This is a genomic window from Streptomyces sp. NPDC005963, from assembly GCF_040638655.1.
Classification (GTDB): domain Bacteria; phylum Actinomycetota; class Actinomycetes; order Streptomycetales; family Streptomycetaceae; genus Streptomyces.
Map to the genome: position 1 here is coordinate 92,781 of NZ_JBEXVD010000013.1, position 17,539 is coordinate 110,319.

Here is a 17,539-nt window from a genome sequence, read left to right on the forward strand (position 1 = left end):
GACGGCCGGGCGGCTCAGCCGGCCGGATCGAAGCTGATCTCACGTCCCGTACAGAACGCGCCGACGACCTCGTCGCACGTCAGGAGCGACGGCGGATGGTGATGGACGGCGAGTGAGTCGACCAGGAGTTCGGCCGCTCGCTGACCCCGTCCGTACAGGCGGCTGCCGAGGACCGGTGTGACGGCGCTCAGGACGCGGTCGCGCGTGTCGCTGAGCGTGGCACGCAGTCCCACGGCAGCCGCCAGGGCCGCCCGGCCGGCGATCGCCCCGGATTCGACATCGGCCCCGAGCTGGCGGCAGGCACCGCCGAGCGTCAGCAACTCCCGGGTGGCGCGGCCGAGGAGGGCGGTTCTCGGCCCGTGGGTGCCGGCGTCCACCACCCCGCGGTACGCGAGGTCCAGCAGACCGCTGAGGACACCGTGGTACGTGGCGCTCAGGAGCACCGCGAACCAGGCCATGCCGGAGACCACATTGTCGTCGATGACGTCCGCTGGACCGCGGTGGAAGACGAGCCGATCATCGAGTTCGACATCGCGCAGGACGAGTTTGGCCGTGTCCGAGTCCCGCATTCCGAGCGAGGGCCATTCCCCCTCCACCGAGAGGCCGGGCGAGGCGCTGGGGCACAGCGCGAGGATCGTCTCGTCGGTCCCCGTGACCCGGGCCGTCAAACACACCAGGGTCGCCGTGGAGGCCAGCGAACAGGGGTACTTCACACCGGACACCCGATAGCCCTTGGGGGTTTGGACGGCTTCGGAGCGACTGCTCATGAAGTTGGGGCTGCCTCCCGGCTCGGCGAACGCGGATGCCACCAGCGCCCCGGACCGGGCGATCCCCTCCAACAGCATCCAACTCGTGTCCCGGTGCCGCTTCCAGTAGTCGGTCATCAGCCCCACGGTGAAGGCGTGCATGTTCAACGCGATGGCGGCCGAGGGGTCGACCGTGCCCAAGGCGCGTTGTGCCGATGCCACTTCCACCAGGCTCGCGCCCCCACCGCCGAAGTCCGTCGGGATCGGCAGTGCGGCGTACCCACTCGCGGCGAGCGCACGGATGCGATCCGCGCCGGTACGGGAGTCGGCTGCCCCGCCGGGTTTCCACGCCGTGCTCCAGCCCGCGTCCAGGAGCACCCGGTGGGGGGCGGTTTCGGCGGCTGTGCCGTCGTGGTCGTCCCCGGGGCGGCCGTCCAGCGTCATACCCCACCCCTCCTGGTCCGGCAGTGTGCGGCGGGTCTCGGCCTCGGCACCCCGGAGCACGGTGGGTGCGGCACCGGGGCGCACCACGCCGGCCGCCGGCGGGAGCCCGCGCACCGTGTCGTGATCGCGGGCAGCCCGGCGCGACACGGGCCGGTTGCGAGGGACTGCATGGGATGACTCCTTCTGCACGGCGCGCATGGATACGGACGAACGGCGAGTGACGAATGGCGAGCGACGAACGGCGGGCAACAGAAGAAGGGAACAGAGAAATGGAGTACCGGGACACAGTCCTCGGACGGTGTCGGGGAAACCCTAGGGAGTCCGGGGGCCGGGAACAGCCGGTGTTTCTTTGTGCGGAACACCGGATCGCTGGGGATCGGCGGCAGCGGTTTCAGAGTTCCAGGAGTGACATGAGTTTCGACAGGTCGGGGCGAGCGGGATCGACGAGCACGGTGTCCCAGCCGAGGGCGGCGGCCGGGGCGATGTCGTCCGCCTCGGAGTCACCGACCATCACGCGCCGTGTGAAGTCGCCCTCGCCGATGAGGTGGAAGGCGCGGGGGTCGGGCTTCTTCGGCCCGCCGTCCGCGGTGAACAGCGCCCGGTCGTACACCTCCGGCACCTTCAACCCGTTCAACAGCCTGCGCATCAGCGTGCCCGGGAGATAGCAGTTGGACAACACCCGAACCGCGTGGCCCGCATCCGCAACACGGGTCATCGCCGTCGCCGCCGGCTCGCACAGCGCGTAGCGGTCCTCGTCCGCGCAACCCAGCGCGTACCACAGCGCCCGCTCCAAGGCGGCCTGCTCCCGTAGGACACCGTGCTCCCGCAAGGCGGTGTCCAGCAGGACGAGGGTCGACGGCTGGAGTGCGGATCTGTCGGACATCGCTTCGTACACGGCGCCGAAGACGATGCCGACCACCGCTTTCGCCCGCCGCTCGTCGACGGTCAACACATCGACGAGACAGCCGGTGAACTCCTCGGGGCTCGGAAACGGCCGATGGGACGTCACGAGCGTGTCGAAGCAGTCGAAGACCACGACTGCGGGCATGGTGCCCCCTTCTGCTGGCGGAAGGCCGCTGCACGGCCTGGCCGATGTGAGCTGGGCGGTGCGGCGGGCTCCGGGGCCACGCCGCACCGCTCAGGACCAGGAGATCTTGCGGTGGTCGGTGCGGAAGAAGGCCAGGGTCACGGCGGTGAGACCGATGGCGAACAGACACAACAGGCTCGCCGGCAGCAGTACCGAACGGACCCCACCGCCGTCGAGCACCACCGTGGAGAACCCGCGCATCGCCCAGTAGCTCGGCACCGCGGGCGCGATCGGAAGGGCCCACTCCGGGAGTGCGGAGTGCGGAGTCAGCGCGCCGCCGAGCCCGGCGAAGAACAACGCGGCGAGATTGGCGAAGACGAGGAGTTGGGAAACAGTGCGGCACACCGACACCAGGGCCATGCCGAGCATGACCACGCACAGCGCCAGCGGTACGCCGACCACCACCAGCCCGAGGTAGGAGCCGCGCACCCGCAGCCCGAACAGCAACCCACCGGCGGCGAAGACCACGGCGAGTTGGAGCACGGCCACCGCCAACGGCACCACGACCCGGCCGGCCACCAGCTCGAACGGCCGCGCGGGCCCGGCCCTCAGTCGCTCCCAGGTGTTCCAGCCGTGCTCACGGAACATGGCGAAACCCACGACGTTGACGATGAAGAACAGAAACATCACCGCCATCCCGGGCACGGCCTGTTCGGCTCCGTTGGCGTCCTGGACGCCTTGTGCCCGCAGCGCCACCCGGAACAGCGGCTGCATAAAGCCCATGATGAGCAGGGGCATGACGGTACGCACGATCAGCGGCGCCGGATCGCGCACCATCAGCCGGGCGTCATGGCGGACCAGTGCACCGATCCGTCCCAGCGACCCGTCACCCATGACGTCCCGCACCATGGCTGATGGGCCGCCCGTCGTGCAGGGGCACGGGACCGTCGCCCGCACCGGACTCTGACTCTGACTCGTCAGGTTGGTCCGCCGATGCCCCGGTGGGTTCCGCCGCCTCCGAACCGGGCGGGGCGGCATCCGCCGCGTACCGACGTCCCGTTAGACGGAGGAAGACACTCTCCAGGCTCGGCTGCACCACCCGCAGATTGACCAGCCGCAAAGCAGCCTCACCCAGGGACGCGAGCACATCGGGCGCGGCGAGCTGAGGGTGCTCGACATGGACGCGCAACACGTCGACCGCACGGGTCACCGGCCAGGGCAGGTCCAGTTCCGGCGGCTCGCCGATGAACGTCAGCTCCACGGCACTCTCCCCGTGACGGCGCACCAACTCCTTGAGCGGTCCGCGGGCGATCATGTTTCCGTGGTCCAGCACGGCCACACTCGCATCGAGCGCTTCGACCTCGGCGAGATAGTGCGTGGAGTAGCAGACGGCCGTCCCGGCGGCGGCCATCTCCCGCACGAAGTCGATGAGCCGGGCCCGCGTCTCCACGTCGACGCCCGCCGTGGGTTCGTCGAGCAGCAGCAGCCGCGGCCGGTGCAGCAGGGCCATCGCGGTGTGGACCCGGCGTTGTTCACCGCCCGAGAGATGGGAGACGCGCCGGTCGAGCAGGGAGGCCAAGCCGAGCGGCTCGGCCACCTCCTCGATCCTGCGCCGCACCTCCTTGCCGCGCAACCCGGCCATCTCGGCGAAGAACCGAAGGTTGTGCCGCACGGTCAGCGGAGGATAGACACCCAGTTCCTGCGGAGCCAGGCCCAGCCCCCGACGGGCTCGGCGGGGATCGCGGACCGATGAGACGCCGAGCACCTCGATCTCTCCCGCATCCGGCCGCAGCAGCCCTGCCACCAGGGACATCAAGGTCGTCTTGCCCGCCCCGTTGTGCCCGAGGAGACCGACGATCTCGCCTTCGGCGATGTCGAGGTCCACGTCGTCGAGGGCGGTCGTCGACCCGTACCGCTTGCTCACGCCGCGCAGGGTCAGTGCGAGGGCCCGGTGCGGTGCGTCGGGAGTGCGTCCGGTGTCAGTCGGCACGGCGTGTCCAGGCGTCCGGCAGCAGATCGGGAAGGCCGACGCGCAGTAGGTGCGGCTGCCAGGTGCGGGCCAGTTTGAAGCCCTTCATCAGCCCGCTCGCCGAGCGGACGTCGGGCAGTGGCTCGCCGTAACCGAGCAGGGCTTCCGTCTCCCGCAGATGCTCGCGCAGCCGCTCCACCCACTGCTCCCCGTGCCGTCCCACCGCCTCGCGGCCCTCGGCCGCAAGGAGCAGTCCGGCCTCGATGTCGTCCGCCGGAACCCCGGCGAAGGGGTCAAAGCTCACCTGGTCGCCTCCGATGCTCACTTCGCCCTCGGTGCGCAGACCGCGGACCGACAGCGAGGACTGCACCAGGTCATAGGCCATGAGGACGGCGACTTCGGTCTGACCCGCCGTCACGGCGCCTTCGATGTCCTCCAAACGCGCCCGACACCGCAAGAGGAGGCGGGCCGCCCCGTGTGCGCGGAAGGCGAGGAGCCGCCGCAGGTCGGACAGATGGATGCCGGCCCCATCAGACCCGCTCGTGGCGGTCTCCGTGTCGAGGGTCGTGCGGGTGCTCGTCAAGGGGACACCTCCGGGGTCGGATGGGCGACACCGAGCCACACCATGTCGTGGACGAACAGCGGGAGGACATCGTCGGGAGGGAGCTCGCCCACCGGTCCCGACCAGATGACGGAGTCGTCCCCCGGCTCCGGCAGCTCCCGGCGGAAGGTCTCCACGGCGCGCAGTTGCCAGCGGTCCACGACGGTGCGGTCGTCCAGCACGGTCTGGCCGGTACCGGTCGCCCAGCGCAGTACGGCGTGCAAGGGGGCCTCGGTGCGGACGAGCCGGTCGACCAGGGACAGACAGTGGACCGTCCGTTCCCGGGGTGCGAGTGGTGGCACCAACACCTCGTGGAGCAGGGCGAGGCCCTCGGCGTCGTCGAGGAGTTTGAGCTTCTCACCCACCCACTTCTCGGTGAAGTACAGCTCACCGGCCGCTGCCGTCCGCGCGTTGAGGGCGGCGACCACGGCCTCCCGCCCCCGTACCGCCGCCGCCATGGGCCGGGCGTCGAGCAACCAGCGGGCGGCCAGTGCGAGCCGTTGTGCCTCGATCGTCCACCACTGCTCGACGACGCGTGCGAGCCAGGGACCGCGCACCTGCGCGAGCCAGTCGTCCCACGGCGGCGACACCACCAGCGGCAGGCCCAGTGCCAGCCTGCTCACGGTGTTGATCGCCCGTCGGCGGTGGTTCCAGGCGCCCTCGGAGACGCCGTCGAACCGGGGCCACGGCTCGGCGGTGAGTTCCGCCGTGCTGTCCCGGACGGCGCTCGCCCTGCGGACGTTGATATCGATCAGGGTGCCGTGTTCGTGGGACTGGATCGGAAAGCGGGTGAGCCGGTCGTTCTCGACCAGCACCAGGAGGTCCAGGTCGCTCCGATGATTGCCGAACCCGGCCAGTACCGATCCGGCGACGACCGCGAGCGCGGGGTTGCCCAGCCCTTGGTCGACCTCCTTGCGCACTGCGTCCCGGTCCATTCCTCGTTGTTCCAAGAATGCGTCGAGACGTCTTTCCAGCAGGTCGGAGTCCGGGAACAGGACGGTCCTCGCTGATGTGGTCCCCATGGTGGTCGGTACACCTCCCGATGACGGTGGCGACGGTGCGGCCGACTCCCCTCGGTGACCGCGACCTCGACACCCTCGGCAGCTTCCCAAGTGCCGCGGCCCAGATCAACGAACGTTCCGGCAGCCGGAACGCGACCTTTCATCGGCGCGGACAGGCGGCTAGACATCGTTGCAACGCTGACCGCGGCGTTCTCCCGACACGCCCCTTGGACCGGTGTCCGCACCAGGAGCCGTCGCCCGGGTGAACACGGGCCCGGACGCCTCGGTCCAGCGTCAGGCAGAAGGAGAGCAGGCCCGATGACCGCGACCATCACACTCGGGACCGCCCGGGGAGCACTCGACGCCATTCGACGGCATCTCTCACCCCAACTCGCCCTCGTCTACGGAATGAACGGCTCCGGTGCCATCGAATCGAGTGGCAGGGGAGCCCGCCTCGAACTCTCCGACGGCCGCGCCGCACTCGATTTCGGCAGTTATGCCGTGACACTGCTCGGACAGCGCCATCCCGCGGTCGTGGCCGCGGTACGCGCAGAGTTGGACGCGATGCCGGTCTCCACACGCGTCCTCGGCAACGGCACCACCGCCCGGTTCGCCGCCGCACTGGCCGCCTACGTCGATCCGGACCGGCTGACGAAGGTGTGGCTCGGACTGAACGGCTCCGACGCGGTCGAAGCGGCACTCAAACTGGCCCGCCTCGCGACGGGCCGCACCCGAGTGCTCGCCGTCGAGGGCGCGTACCACGGCAAGTCGCTCGGAGCGCTCGCCGTCACCTGGAACGCGCGCTACCGCCATTCCCTCGAACCCCTGCTGCCCGGGGTGACCCACATCGCCGCGGACCCGTCGTCGATTCCCGGGGCCTTCGCCGATGGCGATGTGGCCGCGGTCCTCGTCGAGCCCGTCCAAGGAGAGGGCGGGGTACGCCCGCTGGACCCCGGATTCCTCCACTCACTGGCGTCTACAGCACATGAGCACGGCGCCTTCGTGATCGTCGACGAGATCCAAACCGGACTGCGCAGATGCGGTCCGAGCCTGGTCAGCACCGACATCGGACTGCGACCCGACGCCGTGCTCCTCGGCAAGGCGCTCGGCGGCGGGGTGCAGCCGGTGTCCGCGGTCGTGGCCACCGAGCGGTTCTACGCCCCCCTGGCCGCCGACCCGTTCGTGCACACCACCACCTTCTCCGGTCACCCGCTGGGCGCAGCGGCCGGAACAGCGGCGCTCGCCGCGGTGGAAACACTGGCGGAGCGGGGCGAACGCCTCGCCCAACTGCTCTCCACGGGCCTGGCCGGGCTCGCCCGACGTCACCCGGAACTGATCACCGAGGTGCGCGGCCGGGGGCTGCTGTGGGGCGTCGAGTTCGTCACCCCCGCCGTCGCCGGAGACGTCCTGTTGGAGTCGGGACGGCGCGGGCTGATGGTGTCCCCGTGCCTGGGACAGCCGGAAGTGCTGCGGCTGCTCCCACCCCTGGTTGCCACAGACGAGGAGGCCGAGGAGGCGCTCGCCGCACTGGACGCCGTCTGTGCCGCGGTGCCCGAGGAGTTCCGGCATCCGGCCCCGACACCACCCTGAGCGGTATCGGGCCCGTACCCAGCCGACGCGACCGCCGGACCGAGGAGCTGCACTGCGATGAACACTGAGAAACCGAAGACGGGAGCCCTCTTCTCACCGGGGCACACCGAGAACTCGCGCACGCCAGCCAGGAAGCGGCCGGTGGAGCCCGACCGGTCGGGCTCGGCTGAAAGGGTGCGTCGCCGCGCTGAGGGGAGGGGACGGTGACCGCCGCGGCCGGTGCGACTCCAGGAGCCGAAGCCCAGTATCGCTACCACCGGGAACTCTTCCCCGCGCTCCATGACTGGGAGCGCACCGAACGGTCGATCGTCGAGTTCACCGGCGAATCGGGGCCCAGCGGGTTGCTTGGTCTGGACCAGATGGGCCACTTCGGACCACAAGGCTGCGATCTGGTCGTCGAGTCCCTGAGCAGCAGGGCCGGGACCGCCTTCAACGGCGCGGCCTTCAACGGCGCGGCTGTGGACCTCTGCGAGCTGGGGAGCGGTTTCGGCGGTGCCCTGCGCTATCTGGTCGACCGGCTCGCCGCCCGGGGGATCGCCGTTCGGCGTGCGTACGGGGTCGATCTCGTCGCCGAGCACTGTGAGGTCAGCCGGCGCATCAGCCGTTCCCAAGGCCGGGCCGAGATGGCGGAGATCTGCGCCTGTGCCACCTCAGTCCCCCTGCCCGACGGTTCGTTGGACGCCGTGGTGGTGACGGGATCGATGCCGCACTTCCCGGAGCCCGGCGAGGTCGTGCGCGAGGCCGGAAGGCTGCTGCGCCCGGCCGGACTGCTCGTCCTCACCGAAGAGGTGAGTCTCACTCCCGGTGCCGACGGCCCGTCAGCGGCATTCCGTGCGAGCCATCCGCACGGGGTCTTCTTCACCACTCCCATCGCCGAACGCGTGCGCCAGTTGGAGCGTGCCGGGTTCGTCGACGTGGAGCGGCACGACCTGACGACCTGGGCGGTGGCACTGCTCGGCGAACGGCTCAAGGTGGTGCGGATCTTCCGGGGCAGCGTTGCCGGGATCTACGGGGAGGAGGCCGTGGACCTCATCCGGCACACCCTCATGGCCGCGCGCGACGAGTATCTGGCGGGCCGACTGCTGCCCACCCTGCTGACGGCGCGTCGGGCGTGAGGCCGGGGCGGCTTGCCCCGATGGCGTGCAGCAGGCGCGCACGACCCAGGGCCGCGCGTGGTGTCCACCGTCCTTTCGGTGGGCTCCTGAAGTGGTTCACCACACCGGCACCAGCTCCGGTGTGCCTTGGAGGACGCGCGACACCGCGGCACAGGCAGCACGCAGATGGGCCGCGACCCGTGCCGGTTGCAACCGTTCCGGAGGCCCTGCGACGGCCAACGCCCCGACGGCCGTGCTCGACGACGTCAGCAGCGGCCCTGCGACTCCGATGACGCCGGTGGTGCCCCGGACGATCACGAAGCCCTGTGCCAGGACCCTGGCCGGGTCCTCCACGACTGCCTGTACGCCACGCGGGGGAAAGGTCCCGTTCCCGCCGTACGCATGGAAGATTCCGGTCGCCGCCAGGGTCGAGGCGCGGTTCTCGGCCTCGGCGTCCGGGCCGGCCCCGGGTCCGTAGGCACGGCGCACCGCGTCCACCAGCGCCGCATCAGGCCCGAAGAGATCGGAGATGAAGACGAACGTACTTCCGTGCGTGAGGCGGTGCAGCTTTTCGGCGTAGGGGAAGGTGAGATCGCGGAGTTTGAGCTGGCGGGGCACTCGGGCACCGAGGACGAATAGTGCAACGCCGAGTCGTAGACCTTTCTCGCCGCGCTCCAGCATCCCTTCCTCTAGAAGCTCGGCAATGATCCGGTGAGCAGTGGCTTTGGGCATGTCGGCCCTGCGAGCTATTTCGGACAGTGGGAGTTCTGGTTCGCCTGATCGAAAACAGCGCAGAATGCTCATACCGCGGGCGAGCATGGAGCGGGAGGACTGCGTCTGGACGGACAAAGACATCTCCTCCGAGCGGACTGGGGGAGGGGTGAGGGATGATCGCGCAACTGACTGTGGAGACAGGCTGTATACGCAGGTCATATGCTGTATGCAGCAAGACTGTGTGCGAGAGTGTTAAGTCTGCTAATAGCAGTTATCGCAGAAGAGCCTGGGAAAGCGACACGAGACGTTCCGAGGCATGTTTTCTCATCCTCACCGAATCCCCCGTTCATTACCAGCGCGGTCGTCGACCGTACAGCTGGACAGAAAGGAGACTTTAGCAGTGCCGTTCGTGATGGTATGAAAGGCGACGCAGACATTCAGCCAAACCGTACTTGATCAATTGATCCGGGTTTGAGGCGGGAGAGTCGCCCTAGGTGCACGGCGTTGAGACGGTCAGGATTGCACGTTGAGAAGCAAGGGGTGGGGCATAAGGTCGACCGATGGGTAATCGGCCATTTTTCTGGCTCGGCCGTAGCGTGGAAGCGTTGATCATATGTCCCCAGCTCCCTGAAGGGTGCCCGGGAACCTCCTGTGATCCCGGGGTGATCAGCTCTCCAGGACCCACCGGCTCGGATACAGGGTCCCAGTTCGGACGGGTGCAGCCGACCAGGCCGAGCACCTCGCGACGCTCATCGCCCGGAACCGAGCGGCCCGCACGGGGTTTGCCGTCGAGGGCGAGATTTTCGGCCGACCGACCGGGTTCACCCGCCGTTGTGCCCTTCCTTCCCCTCAACAGGGGGCGGGACGGTGGTCAGTGCGAGCAGGGCCATGTCGTCAGTGACATGGCCGCCGGTATGGCGCAACACATCGGTCACCACCCAGTCCAGGAGGTGGTGCGGATCGCTGAACGTCTTCCCCGCCAACTCGATGGCCGGATCGTAGAAGACGCCGTGGGCATCGCGCGCCTCCGTCAGACCGTCGGTGTACAGCAACAGCGTTGCGTTCTGCGGAATCGCATACTCCTGGGCCTGAAAGGGCTCGCCCTCCAACCCGGCCATGCCCAGTGGAAGCGCGTACCGGTCGGGGCGCAGCGGCTCGGGAGCCTCACCGGGGCAGAGCAGGAGCGGGGCGGGATGCCCCCGGTTGATCAGCCGCACCACGCCACCTCGATGGGGGATCTCGGCCAGGACCGCCGTGGCGAAGGACTCGTCCGCCTCCTCGCCGCACTGGCGCTCGGCTTCGCGCGCCAGGGCACCGTCCAACCAGTCGGCCACCGCCTCCAGGCCCTCTTCCCGCTCGGACGCCTCACGGAAGGTACCGACGGCCACCGCGACCATCCCCACCGCACCGAGCCCCTTGCCCCGCACGTCCCCGACCACCACCCGGGCACCGCACGGCGTGTTCTGGACGGCGAAGAAGTCGCCGCCGATCAGGGCGTCCGTCGCCGCAGCCTCGTAGCGGGCCGACACCAACAGATCGTCGACCTCCTTCGCAGGCGACGGCAACACGGCACGTTGGGCCGCCTGCGCGATCTCACGGGCGGACGTCAGCCGCTCTCCACCGTGTCGAATCGTTCGGTTGATGGCCAGTGCCAGTGCGGACACCGTGAGCAGGGTGAGCTCCTCCGTGTACGCCTGGGCCTGTGCCACCGTGTTGTCCTGGGCGTGCAGCACCACCACCGCCAGGGTCGACGTCACTCCGGTCAGCAGCGTGCCTGAAAGGGAGTAGAAGGGCGCGGCCACCAACGGAGCCGCGGCGAACAGCGGCATGGCGGTGAACCGCGGCGGCGTGGCGAGCGCGAAGACCACGCCCACCACGATGAGCAACGGGGGCAGTTGCCGAACGAATCGGTGGGAGCCCTTCACCCTGTGGCTGTGCCCTGCCGACCCCGTCGGCAAAACGGACGCTAGGCCAATGGACTGGTGCGGGTGGAGCTGCCCCGGCCCGGGCCCGTGGAGCGCCCCGGGCGATTCCGCATCCACGGGCTGCCACCCAGCGGAGGCCGGCGCCTCGGGGACTGCTTCGGGTGAACGGTGTGACCGGGCGGAACGCGACGTCGGATACTCGCCAGCACTGGCCGCCCGGACTCGGCAGTGTGGTGGGCGTGGCACGAGGCCGAAACCGGCCGCCACCACCTCACTCGCAACCTCGGAGAGGCACCCGTATGTCGTCATCCTCATCTGTCCGGCTGGCTTCCCGCGTCTTCATCGTCACCGGAGGGTCGTCCGGCATCGGATTGGCCGTCGCCCGGCGGCTCGCGGCGGATGGTGCCGCGGTCGTGCTCGGCGCGCGGCGCAAGGACGTGGGGGAGGAGGCCGCTCGGAGCATCAGGGATGCGGGTGGGCAGGCAGTCTTCACGCCCGCCGATGTCTCCGTCGAAGCCGACGCGGCACTGCTGGTCCAGACCGCAATCAAGGAGTTCGGGCGGCTTGACGGAGCCTTCAACAACGCCGGCGGTGTCAACGCCGCAGGCCGGATCTCGGACATAGACGGAGCCTCCTGGGAGGCGGAGATCGCCCAGAACGTCACCAGCGTCTTCAACTGCCTCAAGCATCAGATTCCCGCCCTGCTGGAACGAGGTGGTTCCATCGTGAACAACGCCTCCAACATGGGTGTGGTGGCCCTGCCGGAGGTCGCCCCCTATGTGGCGGCCAAGCACGCCGTGGTGGGGCTGACGCGTGCCACCGCTCTGGAAGTCGCCACGCAGGGCGTGCGGATCAATGCGATCACCACCGGCGGTGTCGACACACCCCTGGCCCGCAACTCCATGCTCACCAGCGATGAGGCGGTCGCACACATCGAGAGCCTCCACCCGGTGAACCGCATTGCACAGCCCGAGGAGATCGCCCCGTTCGTGGCGTTCCTCCTCAGCGCCGAGGCGTCCTTCATCACGGGCGCGGCCCTGGCGATCGACGGCGGCTTCACCACGCGCTGATGCTCCGACACGGTGGCGATCGGATCCGCCACGAGTGGGTTCGAACCCCTGTCGTGGAGTGGTGCTGCAACGACCTCTAAGCCGGGTCGAGTGCGGTGCGCAGGACGGCGATGGCCTGGGCCACTGCGGCCCGGGCTGCCTGGGTGTCATGCAGGGCGTTGAGCATCACGAAGTCATGGATGACGCCCTGGTAGCGGACAGCCGTGACGGGTACGCCCGCTTGGCGCAATCTGCGGGCGTACGCCTCGCCTTCGTCGCGCAGCACGTCCGCCTCGGCGGTGATGACGAGTGCCGGTGGCAGATCCGTCAGCTGCTCGACGCTCGCCCGCAACGGGGAGGCGGTGATCTGGTTCCGCTGGGCGGGGTCGGTCGTGTACTGGTCCCAGAACCACTGCATGGCATCGCGGCGCAGGAAGTATCCGGTGGCGAACTGGTGGTAGGAGGAGGTGTTGAAAGCGGCGTCGGTGACCGGGTAGAAGAGCACCTGATGGCGCAGGGGCACATCGCCGCGTTCTTTGGCCATCAGGGTCAGCGCGATGCTCATGTTCCCGCCCACGGAATCGCCCGCCACCGCGATGCGGGTCGGATCCAGATCCTTCGCGGCGCCGTCGGTGACGACCCAGCGGGCGACGGCGTAGTTCTGTTCGATCGCGGTGGGGTACCTGGCCTCGGGAGACAGGTCATATTCCGGAAAGACGACGGCGGCGCCGGTGCCCACGGCGAGCTCCCGCACAAGACGGTCATGGGTGTGGGCGTTGCCGAAGACCCAGCCTGCGCCGTGGATGTAGATGATCACAGGCAGCGGGCCGGCGGCGCCCACGGGCTTGACGATCCGGGCCCTGACCGAGCCGGTCGGGCCGCCCTGCACCGTGATCCACTCCTCGTCCACCGGCGGCCCTGTGATGCCGTTCGACTGGACCTCGTCGACGGCCTGGCGCCCCTTCTCCGGCCCGAGGTCGAACAGATACGGAGGATTCGCGGTGGCGGCGGCGAAATCCGCCGCGGCCTCCTCCAGTACGGGGGTGACGGGCGCGTCAGCAGCCATCTTCGATCCCTCCACGAGCACTCCGATGGAAGGCCCAGGTCAGGGCCTTGCTCCATTCACCCACCTCCCCCCAACGGCCGCCACCTCGCTCACCCGCCCTCATTCCCGCGCGGTATCCGGGCGAGGGGCACCCCATCGCGGGATTCCTGGCTGAGTACGGACCCGTACTGTGCGAGTAACTGTGGGGGCCAGCGGTCCTGCCAGCTGTGCCGGACGGTGAAGTGGAACGGCACCAGGAGCACCACGGAGAGGATCGTCGTGCCCCGTGTCGCCGTCATCACGGCGAGGAGCCAGTGTCGGGGTCCTCGTCACACGTTGATGCGCAGCCGGTCCAGCGGTTCGACCAACTCGGCCTCTTCGTAGTCGAGATGGGAGATCAGGATGCGGTCCAGCACCTGGGTGAGATCCTGCACCTCACCCAGCTGGCTGTCGTCCTGGACGAGGACGACCAGTGCCGCGTCCAAACGGGCCAGGGCCTCCGCGATGACCTCGTGTTCCTGTTCCAGTCGTTCCACCACGGGCCCCAGCGAGGGCTGCTTCTCGCGGAGCTCGGGAAACATGTACTGGTCCTCGATGGTGTGATGGGTGGTGAGGGTCCGGCTGTAGGCGGTGCAGAAGGAACCGAGGGTCCAGTAGTTCTGTCGCAGTGTGAGGCTGTTGATCATCGAACGGGCCGTCGCCGCATCCTGCTGACCGGCCGCCACCTGGGCCACGGCATCCCTGATCTGCCGCATCTCCTGGCGCAGGTTGTCATGGATGCGTACGAGCCGGGTGCCGGTGCTGTGGGAGTGGGCCCCGGTCGACTGCTGCTTGGGGGCGTGGGGGCGGGTCGCCTCGTCCAGGGGGTCGGCGGACCAGAGGTCGATGTGGTCCGGCGTCGCGGGTCGGACGTGCTGACCGACGGGCGCGGTGGGGCGGATCGACGCCGGGAGCGCGTCGACGGAACCCGTGGAGGAAGCGTGCCCCCGCGCCGCCCTGACGGCAGCACGGACCAGCGGCGCCACGTCCTCGGCGAAGGTGCGCAGCTCACGTTCGGCGTCGGGGCTCGAAGGCGCCAGGACGAAGCCGCTCATCCCCTGAGTCAGGGCGAGGTCGGTCAACTGACGCGCCCAGAGTTCGGGTGGTCCGTTGAGGAACCCGTCCGAGGCGAGGCGGGAGAAGCGGCCGGTCACGGTGTAGATGCGCTGCACGGCCGCGGGGTCGCGCCCGGCGGCACGTGCGGCGGTGTCGATGGTGCGGGTCATCGCCGCCAGCGCTTCCGGCGGTGCGTACGCCGAGGAGGGCAACCAACCGTCACCGAGTCGTCCGGTGAGCTCCAACATGCGCCTCTTGTACGAGCCGACCCAGATGCCGATGGGGTGGGGTGGAAACGGACCGGGGCGGGCGCCGTCGAGGAAGTAGTGTCGACCCGCGAAGTCCGCGCCGGCACCGGGTGTCCACAGCGCCCGGATGACCGTGATCGCCTCTGCCAAGGCGTCGACGGCTTCCCCCGGTGTACGACGGGGCCCTCCGACGGAGACGATCGCGTCCCAGAAGGCGCCGGCTCCGATCCCGAGTTCGGCACGGCCGCCGCTGAGGATGTCCAGCGTGGCGGCCGAGCGGGCGAGGACCGCGGGTGGCCGCAGGGGCAGGTTGGCGACATGGGGGAACAGGGACACGCGCTCGGTCCGGGCCGCGAGGTGGGACAGCAGCGTCCAGGTGTCCAGGAACGCCGGCTGGTAGGGATGGTCCTGGATGCCGATGAGATCCAGTCCGATCCCGTCGGCGACGACGGCCAGTCGTACGAGGTCGTCATGGCCGTCGGCCGTCGGCGTGAGGAAGGCGCCGAACCGCAGGTCGTGTCCGTAGTCCGTCATGTGGGTGTGGTGCTTTCCGTGAGCAGCCGGCCGCCTCGGGCGACCGGGAGGGGAAGCCCGCCGGTGCGGCGGGCTTCGGTCAGCAGGCGTTGGCGGTCTCGTCGTAGCCGACAGCTGCCCAGATCTCGGCCAGTGCGGTGAGCTGCTCCGGGGTGAGCTTGTCGAGGAACTCCCGCCGCAGATTGGTCAGATGGACCTTGCGGGCCCGGCGGTACGCTTTGCTGCCGGCGTCGGTGAGGACCGCATCGAATCCGCGGGCGTCGGACGAGCACTTGCGGCGTTCGACGAAGCCCTGTCGTTCGAGGTCGTCGACGATACGGGTGAGTCCGCTACGGCTGATGAGCAGGGACGCGGCGATGTCCTTCATCCGTAGCTGGCCGCCGGGGGCTTCGGCGAGGGTCAGCAGCACCTCGAAGGAGGACGTGGGCAGGCGCTCGGCCGCGACCAACTCGGTATCGAGGGTGCGCAGGAGCCGCAGATGGGTGGAGAGGAGCCCGAGCCATACGGCCCGCTCGGTGCGGTTCAGCGGGCGCGACGGGGAAAGTTCTCTCGTGGTGGTGGGCTGATGGGCGTGGTCGATCCCGTCGACCTCGGCCGCAGGTGCTTCGTTGGCTCTCGGGCTCATGGCCCCTCCAAAAAGTTTGTTTCACAACGAATTATATCCGGGGACCCTTCTGTTGCGGGGCGGGCCCGGTCGCCAGTACGCCGGGCCCGATCGCTACTTCCTGTGCTGATCCGGTCACTCGCCGGGCTGGGGCAGGATGAGCTTTTCGAAGCCGGAGACCATGCCGTATTCGAGGCGGAGTGCTTCGAGCACGGAGTAGGCGTGGTACTTGGTCATGACGTCGGCTCCGGCGAGGCGCTGGGCCCAGGTCTGGCCGTTGTCCGTGACCTTTTCCAGGGTCTTCTTGGTGACGTAGTTGGTCATCTCGTTGAAGTAGTTCTCCCAGAGGACCCAGGCGTTGGAGAAGCCGATCTTCTCGATGTACTCGAACTCCTGGCCGTGGTTGAGGGCCTCTTTGGAGAACTCGACGATGTCGTGGGTGTAGTCGCGGGAGGCTCGGGCGTCCTCGGGAGTGCCGTAGCGGTTGACGTGGCCGGAGACGACGCCCTTGAAGTCGTAGTCGAGGATCCAGTCGTGTGCCTCGGCCCAGCCGCGAATGTTCTCGGAGGCGTCGCAGTGCTTGAAGGCGCTCCATCCGGGGCTGATGATGTCGATCGCGGCGAGGGCCTTCTGCTGCGGGGCGTAGATGAAGATGTTGCCCGGGGTGTGGTTTACACCGTGGTAGTCGAGGTTGAACCGGACGCCGTTGACGTCGAGGGTGGTGCTCTCGGTGAGTGTGTCGGTGGGCAGGGGCAGCCCCCGTTCCCCGCCCAGGTCCGGCCAGCGTTGGATCATCTCGCGGGTGTAGTCATGGGCGATCACCTTCGGCTTGTCGGCGGCGAAGATCCCGGCGGCTCCGATGTGATCGGAATGCCAGTGGCTATAGATGAGGTGGGTCACCGGCTCATCGGTGACCTCCGCGATCGCCCGCTTCAGGTTCTCCCCGAGCAACGGCGGAGCATCCACCACCACCACACCATTGCCCGTGCGCACGAACATGGTGTCGTACGCCCCCGACGTCACGTAGTACGCACCGTCATGGATCTCCTCGACGTGGTACCCCTTCGCCAACCGCTCCGGCAGAAACAACGCACCGTAGCTGTCGGCCGGAATCGGACGGTAGTCCGCCAACGTGTTCAACGGCATACCCGCCGCACCCAACTGATGCCGATCAGTCGGAGTGCCAGGCTTCTCAAAATCGGTCATGACGCACTTCCTCTTGACTGGTGACTGGTGACTGGTGACTGGAACGCCATACGCAGGGCGCTCCCGGTGTGGAGGGGTGGCTACGCCCCGACGCGCAGGACGGAGATCCGTGGTGTGCGGGGCGGACTCGACCAACCACGACCCCGCACGTATGTCCTTTGCTGCCTGCGCGGTCGGGGTGCACGGACAGTGGTCGACCGTGTGCCGGGAGCAAGTCTCTATATAGTTCGTTCTGCAACGAAGATAAACACGCATTTCTCCATAGGTCAAGCGATGTGGTGTGCAGGCGTTTTTCGATGGTGATCCTGTATGAATGACCAGCTCAGAAGCTGGAAGGGAAGTGCTATAGTTCGTTATGGAACGAACTAGATCTATCGTGTGCTGACCTTGTGGACGAGATGGGATTCCATACAGCGGGGTCGGCTCCGGCCTCGCCGATCGACCGGGTCGCCGTCCCCGAACCTGACTGGCGCGATGCCATCACGGCACGGACCTCGGGACGGTCCGTACTCGTCTTGTACGAATCGCCCCCCATCGTCAAGGCCACCGGCGCGTGCTTCCGCGCCGGCACACCCCACGGCCGCCGTCCTGCCGCAACCGCGCCCCGTTGGGACCTGGTCGGTCACGGCGGCGTTCGGGGCGACGCG

General features: G+C 68.7%; 16 protein-coding genes. 3 read left to right on the plus strand and 13 right to left on the minus strand.

All coding sequences use genetic code 11. The annotated features are described in order from the left end of the window. Window positions 1-14 precede the first annotated feature (14 nt). The 6 genes from ABZ348_RS19185 to ABZ348_RS19210 form a co-directional block, all read right to left on the minus strand. Entirely contained in the window at window positions 15-1,337 is a 1,323-nt protein-coding gene (locus ABZ348_RS19185) for an acyl-CoA dehydrogenase family protein (RefSeq protein WP_358934492.1), read from the minus strand. Between the two features lie 244 nt (window positions 1,338-1,581). Next, entirely contained in the window at window positions 1,582-2,238 is a 657-nt protein-coding gene (locus tag ABZ348_RS19190) for an HAD family hydrolase (RefSeq protein WP_358934494.1), read from the minus strand. A 90-nt stretch (window positions 2,239-2,328) separates the two neighbouring features. After that, entirely contained in the window at window positions 2,329-3,111 is a 783-nt protein-coding gene (locus ABZ348_RS19195) for an ABC transporter permease (RefSeq protein WP_358934496.1), read from the minus strand. Continuing rightward, entirely contained in the window at window positions 3,104-4,207 is a 1,104-nt protein-coding gene (locus ABZ348_RS19200) for an ABC transporter ATP-binding protein (RefSeq protein ID WP_358934498.1), read from the minus strand. The genes ABZ348_RS19195 and ABZ348_RS19200 overlap by 8 nt, the downstream gene beginning before the upstream one ends. After that, window positions 4,197-4,769: a hypothetical protein gene (locus tag ABZ348_RS19205; RefSeq protein WP_358934500.1), complete on the minus strand. Its 573-nt coding sequence runs from the start codon at window positions 4,767-4,769 to the stop codon at window positions 4,197-4,199. The genes ABZ348_RS19200 and ABZ348_RS19205 overlap by 11 nt, the downstream gene beginning before the upstream one ends. After that, the gene (locus ABZ348_RS19210; protein WP_358934502.1) at window positions 4,766-5,809 is read right to left on the minus strand and encodes a hypothetical protein; all 1,044 of its coding nucleotides are present in this window, start codon (window positions 5,807-5,809) and stop codon (window positions 4,766-4,768) included. The genes ABZ348_RS19205 and ABZ348_RS19210 overlap by 4 nt, the downstream gene beginning before the upstream one ends. Before the next feature lie 297 nt (window positions 5,810-6,106). Between ABZ348_RS19210 and ABZ348_RS19215 the strand changes: the two genes are divergently transcribed. After that, window positions 6,107-7,378 carry an aspartate aminotransferase family protein gene (locus ABZ348_RS19215; protein WP_358934504.1) on the plus strand — a complete coding sequence of 424 codons (1,272 nt, stop codon included), beginning with the start codon at window positions 6,107-6,109 and terminating at the stop codon, window positions 7,376-7,378. A 203-nt stretch (window positions 7,379-7,581) separates the two neighbouring features. Next, complete coding sequence (locus tag ABZ348_RS19220) at window positions 7,582-8,493, plus strand: class I SAM-dependent methyltransferase (protein ID WP_358934506.1); 912 nt, start codon at window positions 7,582-7,584, stop codon at window positions 8,491-8,493. A 96-nt stretch (window positions 8,494-8,589) separates the two neighbouring features. Here the strand turns inward: ABZ348_RS19220 and ABZ348_RS19225 are convergent, their stop codons facing one another. Both ABZ348_RS19225 and ABZ348_RS19230 read right to left on the minus strand, forming a co-directional pair. Beyond that, window positions 8,590-9,327 (minus strand): helix-turn-helix domain-containing protein, encoded by a 738-nt coding sequence (locus ABZ348_RS19225; RefSeq protein ID WP_358934508.1) that lies wholly within the window; start codon window positions 9,325-9,327, stop codon window positions 8,590-8,592. Between the two features lie 680 nt (window positions 9,328-10,007). After that, window positions 10,008-11,111 (minus strand): PP2C family protein-serine/threonine phosphatase, encoded by a 1,104-nt coding sequence (locus ABZ348_RS19230; protein WP_358934510.1) that lies wholly within the window; start codon window positions 11,109-11,111, stop codon window positions 10,008-10,010. 299 nt (window positions 11,112-11,410) lie between these two features. Between ABZ348_RS19230 and ABZ348_RS19235 the strand changes: the two genes are divergently transcribed. Continuing rightward, complete coding sequence (locus ABZ348_RS19235; protein ID WP_358934512.1) at window positions 11,411-12,181, plus strand: SDR family oxidoreductase; 771 nt, start codon at window positions 11,411-11,413, stop codon at window positions 12,179-12,181. A gap of 76 nt (window positions 12,182-12,257) precedes the next feature. On the opposite strand, the gene ABZ348_RS19240 is transcribed toward ABZ348_RS19235, so the two are convergent. The 5 genes from ABZ348_RS19240 to ABZ348_RS19260 all read right to left on the minus strand — a co-directional run bounded on the left by ABZ348_RS19240 (window position 12,258) and on the right by ABZ348_RS19260 (window position 16,892). Beyond that, complete coding sequence (locus ABZ348_RS19240) at window positions 12,258-13,226, minus strand: alpha/beta hydrolase (protein WP_358934514.1); 969 nt, start codon at window positions 13,224-13,226, stop codon at window positions 12,258-12,260. Window positions 13,227-13,315: 89 nt separating this feature from the next. Beyond that, a complete protein-coding gene (locus ABZ348_RS19245; protein ID WP_358934516.1) occupies window positions 13,316-13,504 on the minus strand; it encodes a hypothetical protein in 189 nt (62 codons plus the stop codon). 30 nt (window positions 13,505-13,534) lie between these two features. Then, entirely contained in the window at window positions 13,535-15,082 is a 1,548-nt protein-coding gene (locus tag ABZ348_RS19250; protein ID WP_358934518.1) for an LLM class flavin-dependent oxidoreductase, read from the minus strand. Between the two features lie 79 nt (window positions 15,083-15,161). After that, window positions 15,162-15,707: a MarR family transcriptional regulator gene (locus tag ABZ348_RS19255; protein ID WP_358934520.1), complete on the minus strand. Its 546-nt coding sequence runs from the start codon at window positions 15,705-15,707 to the stop codon at window positions 15,162-15,164. 114 nt (window positions 15,708-15,821) lie between these two features. After that, window positions 15,822-16,892, minus strand: a complete 1,071-nt coding sequence (locus ABZ348_RS19260) for an MBL fold metallo-hydrolase (RefSeq protein ID WP_358934521.1) — start codon at window positions 16,890-16,892, stop codon at window positions 15,822-15,824. Between the last annotated feature and the right edge of the window lie 647 nt (window positions 16,893-17,539).

Bases quoted from the DNA above. Each gene is read 5' to 3' on its own strand.
- ABZ348_RS19190 (WP_358934494.1), bottom strand. From the start codon at position 2,238: ATGCCCGCAGTCGTGGTCTTCGACTGCTTCGACACGCTCGTGACGTCC.
- ABZ348_RS19195 (WP_358934496.1), bottom strand. From the start codon at position 3,111: ATGGGTGACGGGTCGCTGGGACGGATCGGTGCACTGGTCCGCCATGAC.
- ABZ348_RS19210 (WP_358934502.1), bottom strand. From the start codon at position 5,809: ATGGGGACCACATCAGCGAGGACCGTCCTGTTCCCGGACTCCGACCTG.
- ABZ348_RS19215 (WP_358934504.1), top strand. From the start codon at position 6,107: ATGACCGCGACCATCACACTCGGGACCGCCCGGGGAGCACTCGACGCC.
- ABZ348_RS19225 (WP_358934508.1), bottom strand. From the start codon at position 9,327: ATGTCTTTGTCCGTCCAGACGCAGTCCTCCCGCTCCATGCTCGCCCGC.
- ABZ348_RS19235 (WP_358934512.1), top strand. From the start codon at position 11,411: ATGTCGTCATCCTCATCTGTCCGGCTGGCTTCCCGCGTCTTCATCGTC.
- ABZ348_RS19240 (WP_358934514.1), bottom strand. From the start codon at position 13,226: ATGGCTGCTGACGCGCCCGTCACCCCCGTACTGGAGGAGGCCGCGGCG.
- ABZ348_RS19245 (WP_358934516.1), bottom strand. From the start codon at position 13,504: ATGACGGCGACACGGGGCACGACGATCCTCTCCGTGGTGCTCCTGGTG.
- ABZ348_RS19250 (WP_358934518.1), bottom strand. From the start codon at position 15,082: ATGACGGACTACGGACACGACCTGCGGTTCGGCGCCTTCCTCACGCCG.
- ABZ348_RS19255 (WP_358934520.1), bottom strand. From the start codon at position 15,707: ATGAGCCCGAGAGCCAACGAAGCACCTGCGGCCGAGGTCGACGGGATC.
- ABZ348_RS19260 (WP_358934521.1), bottom strand. From the start codon at position 16,892: ATGACCGATTTTGAGAAGCCTGGCACTCCGACTGATCGGCATCAGTTG.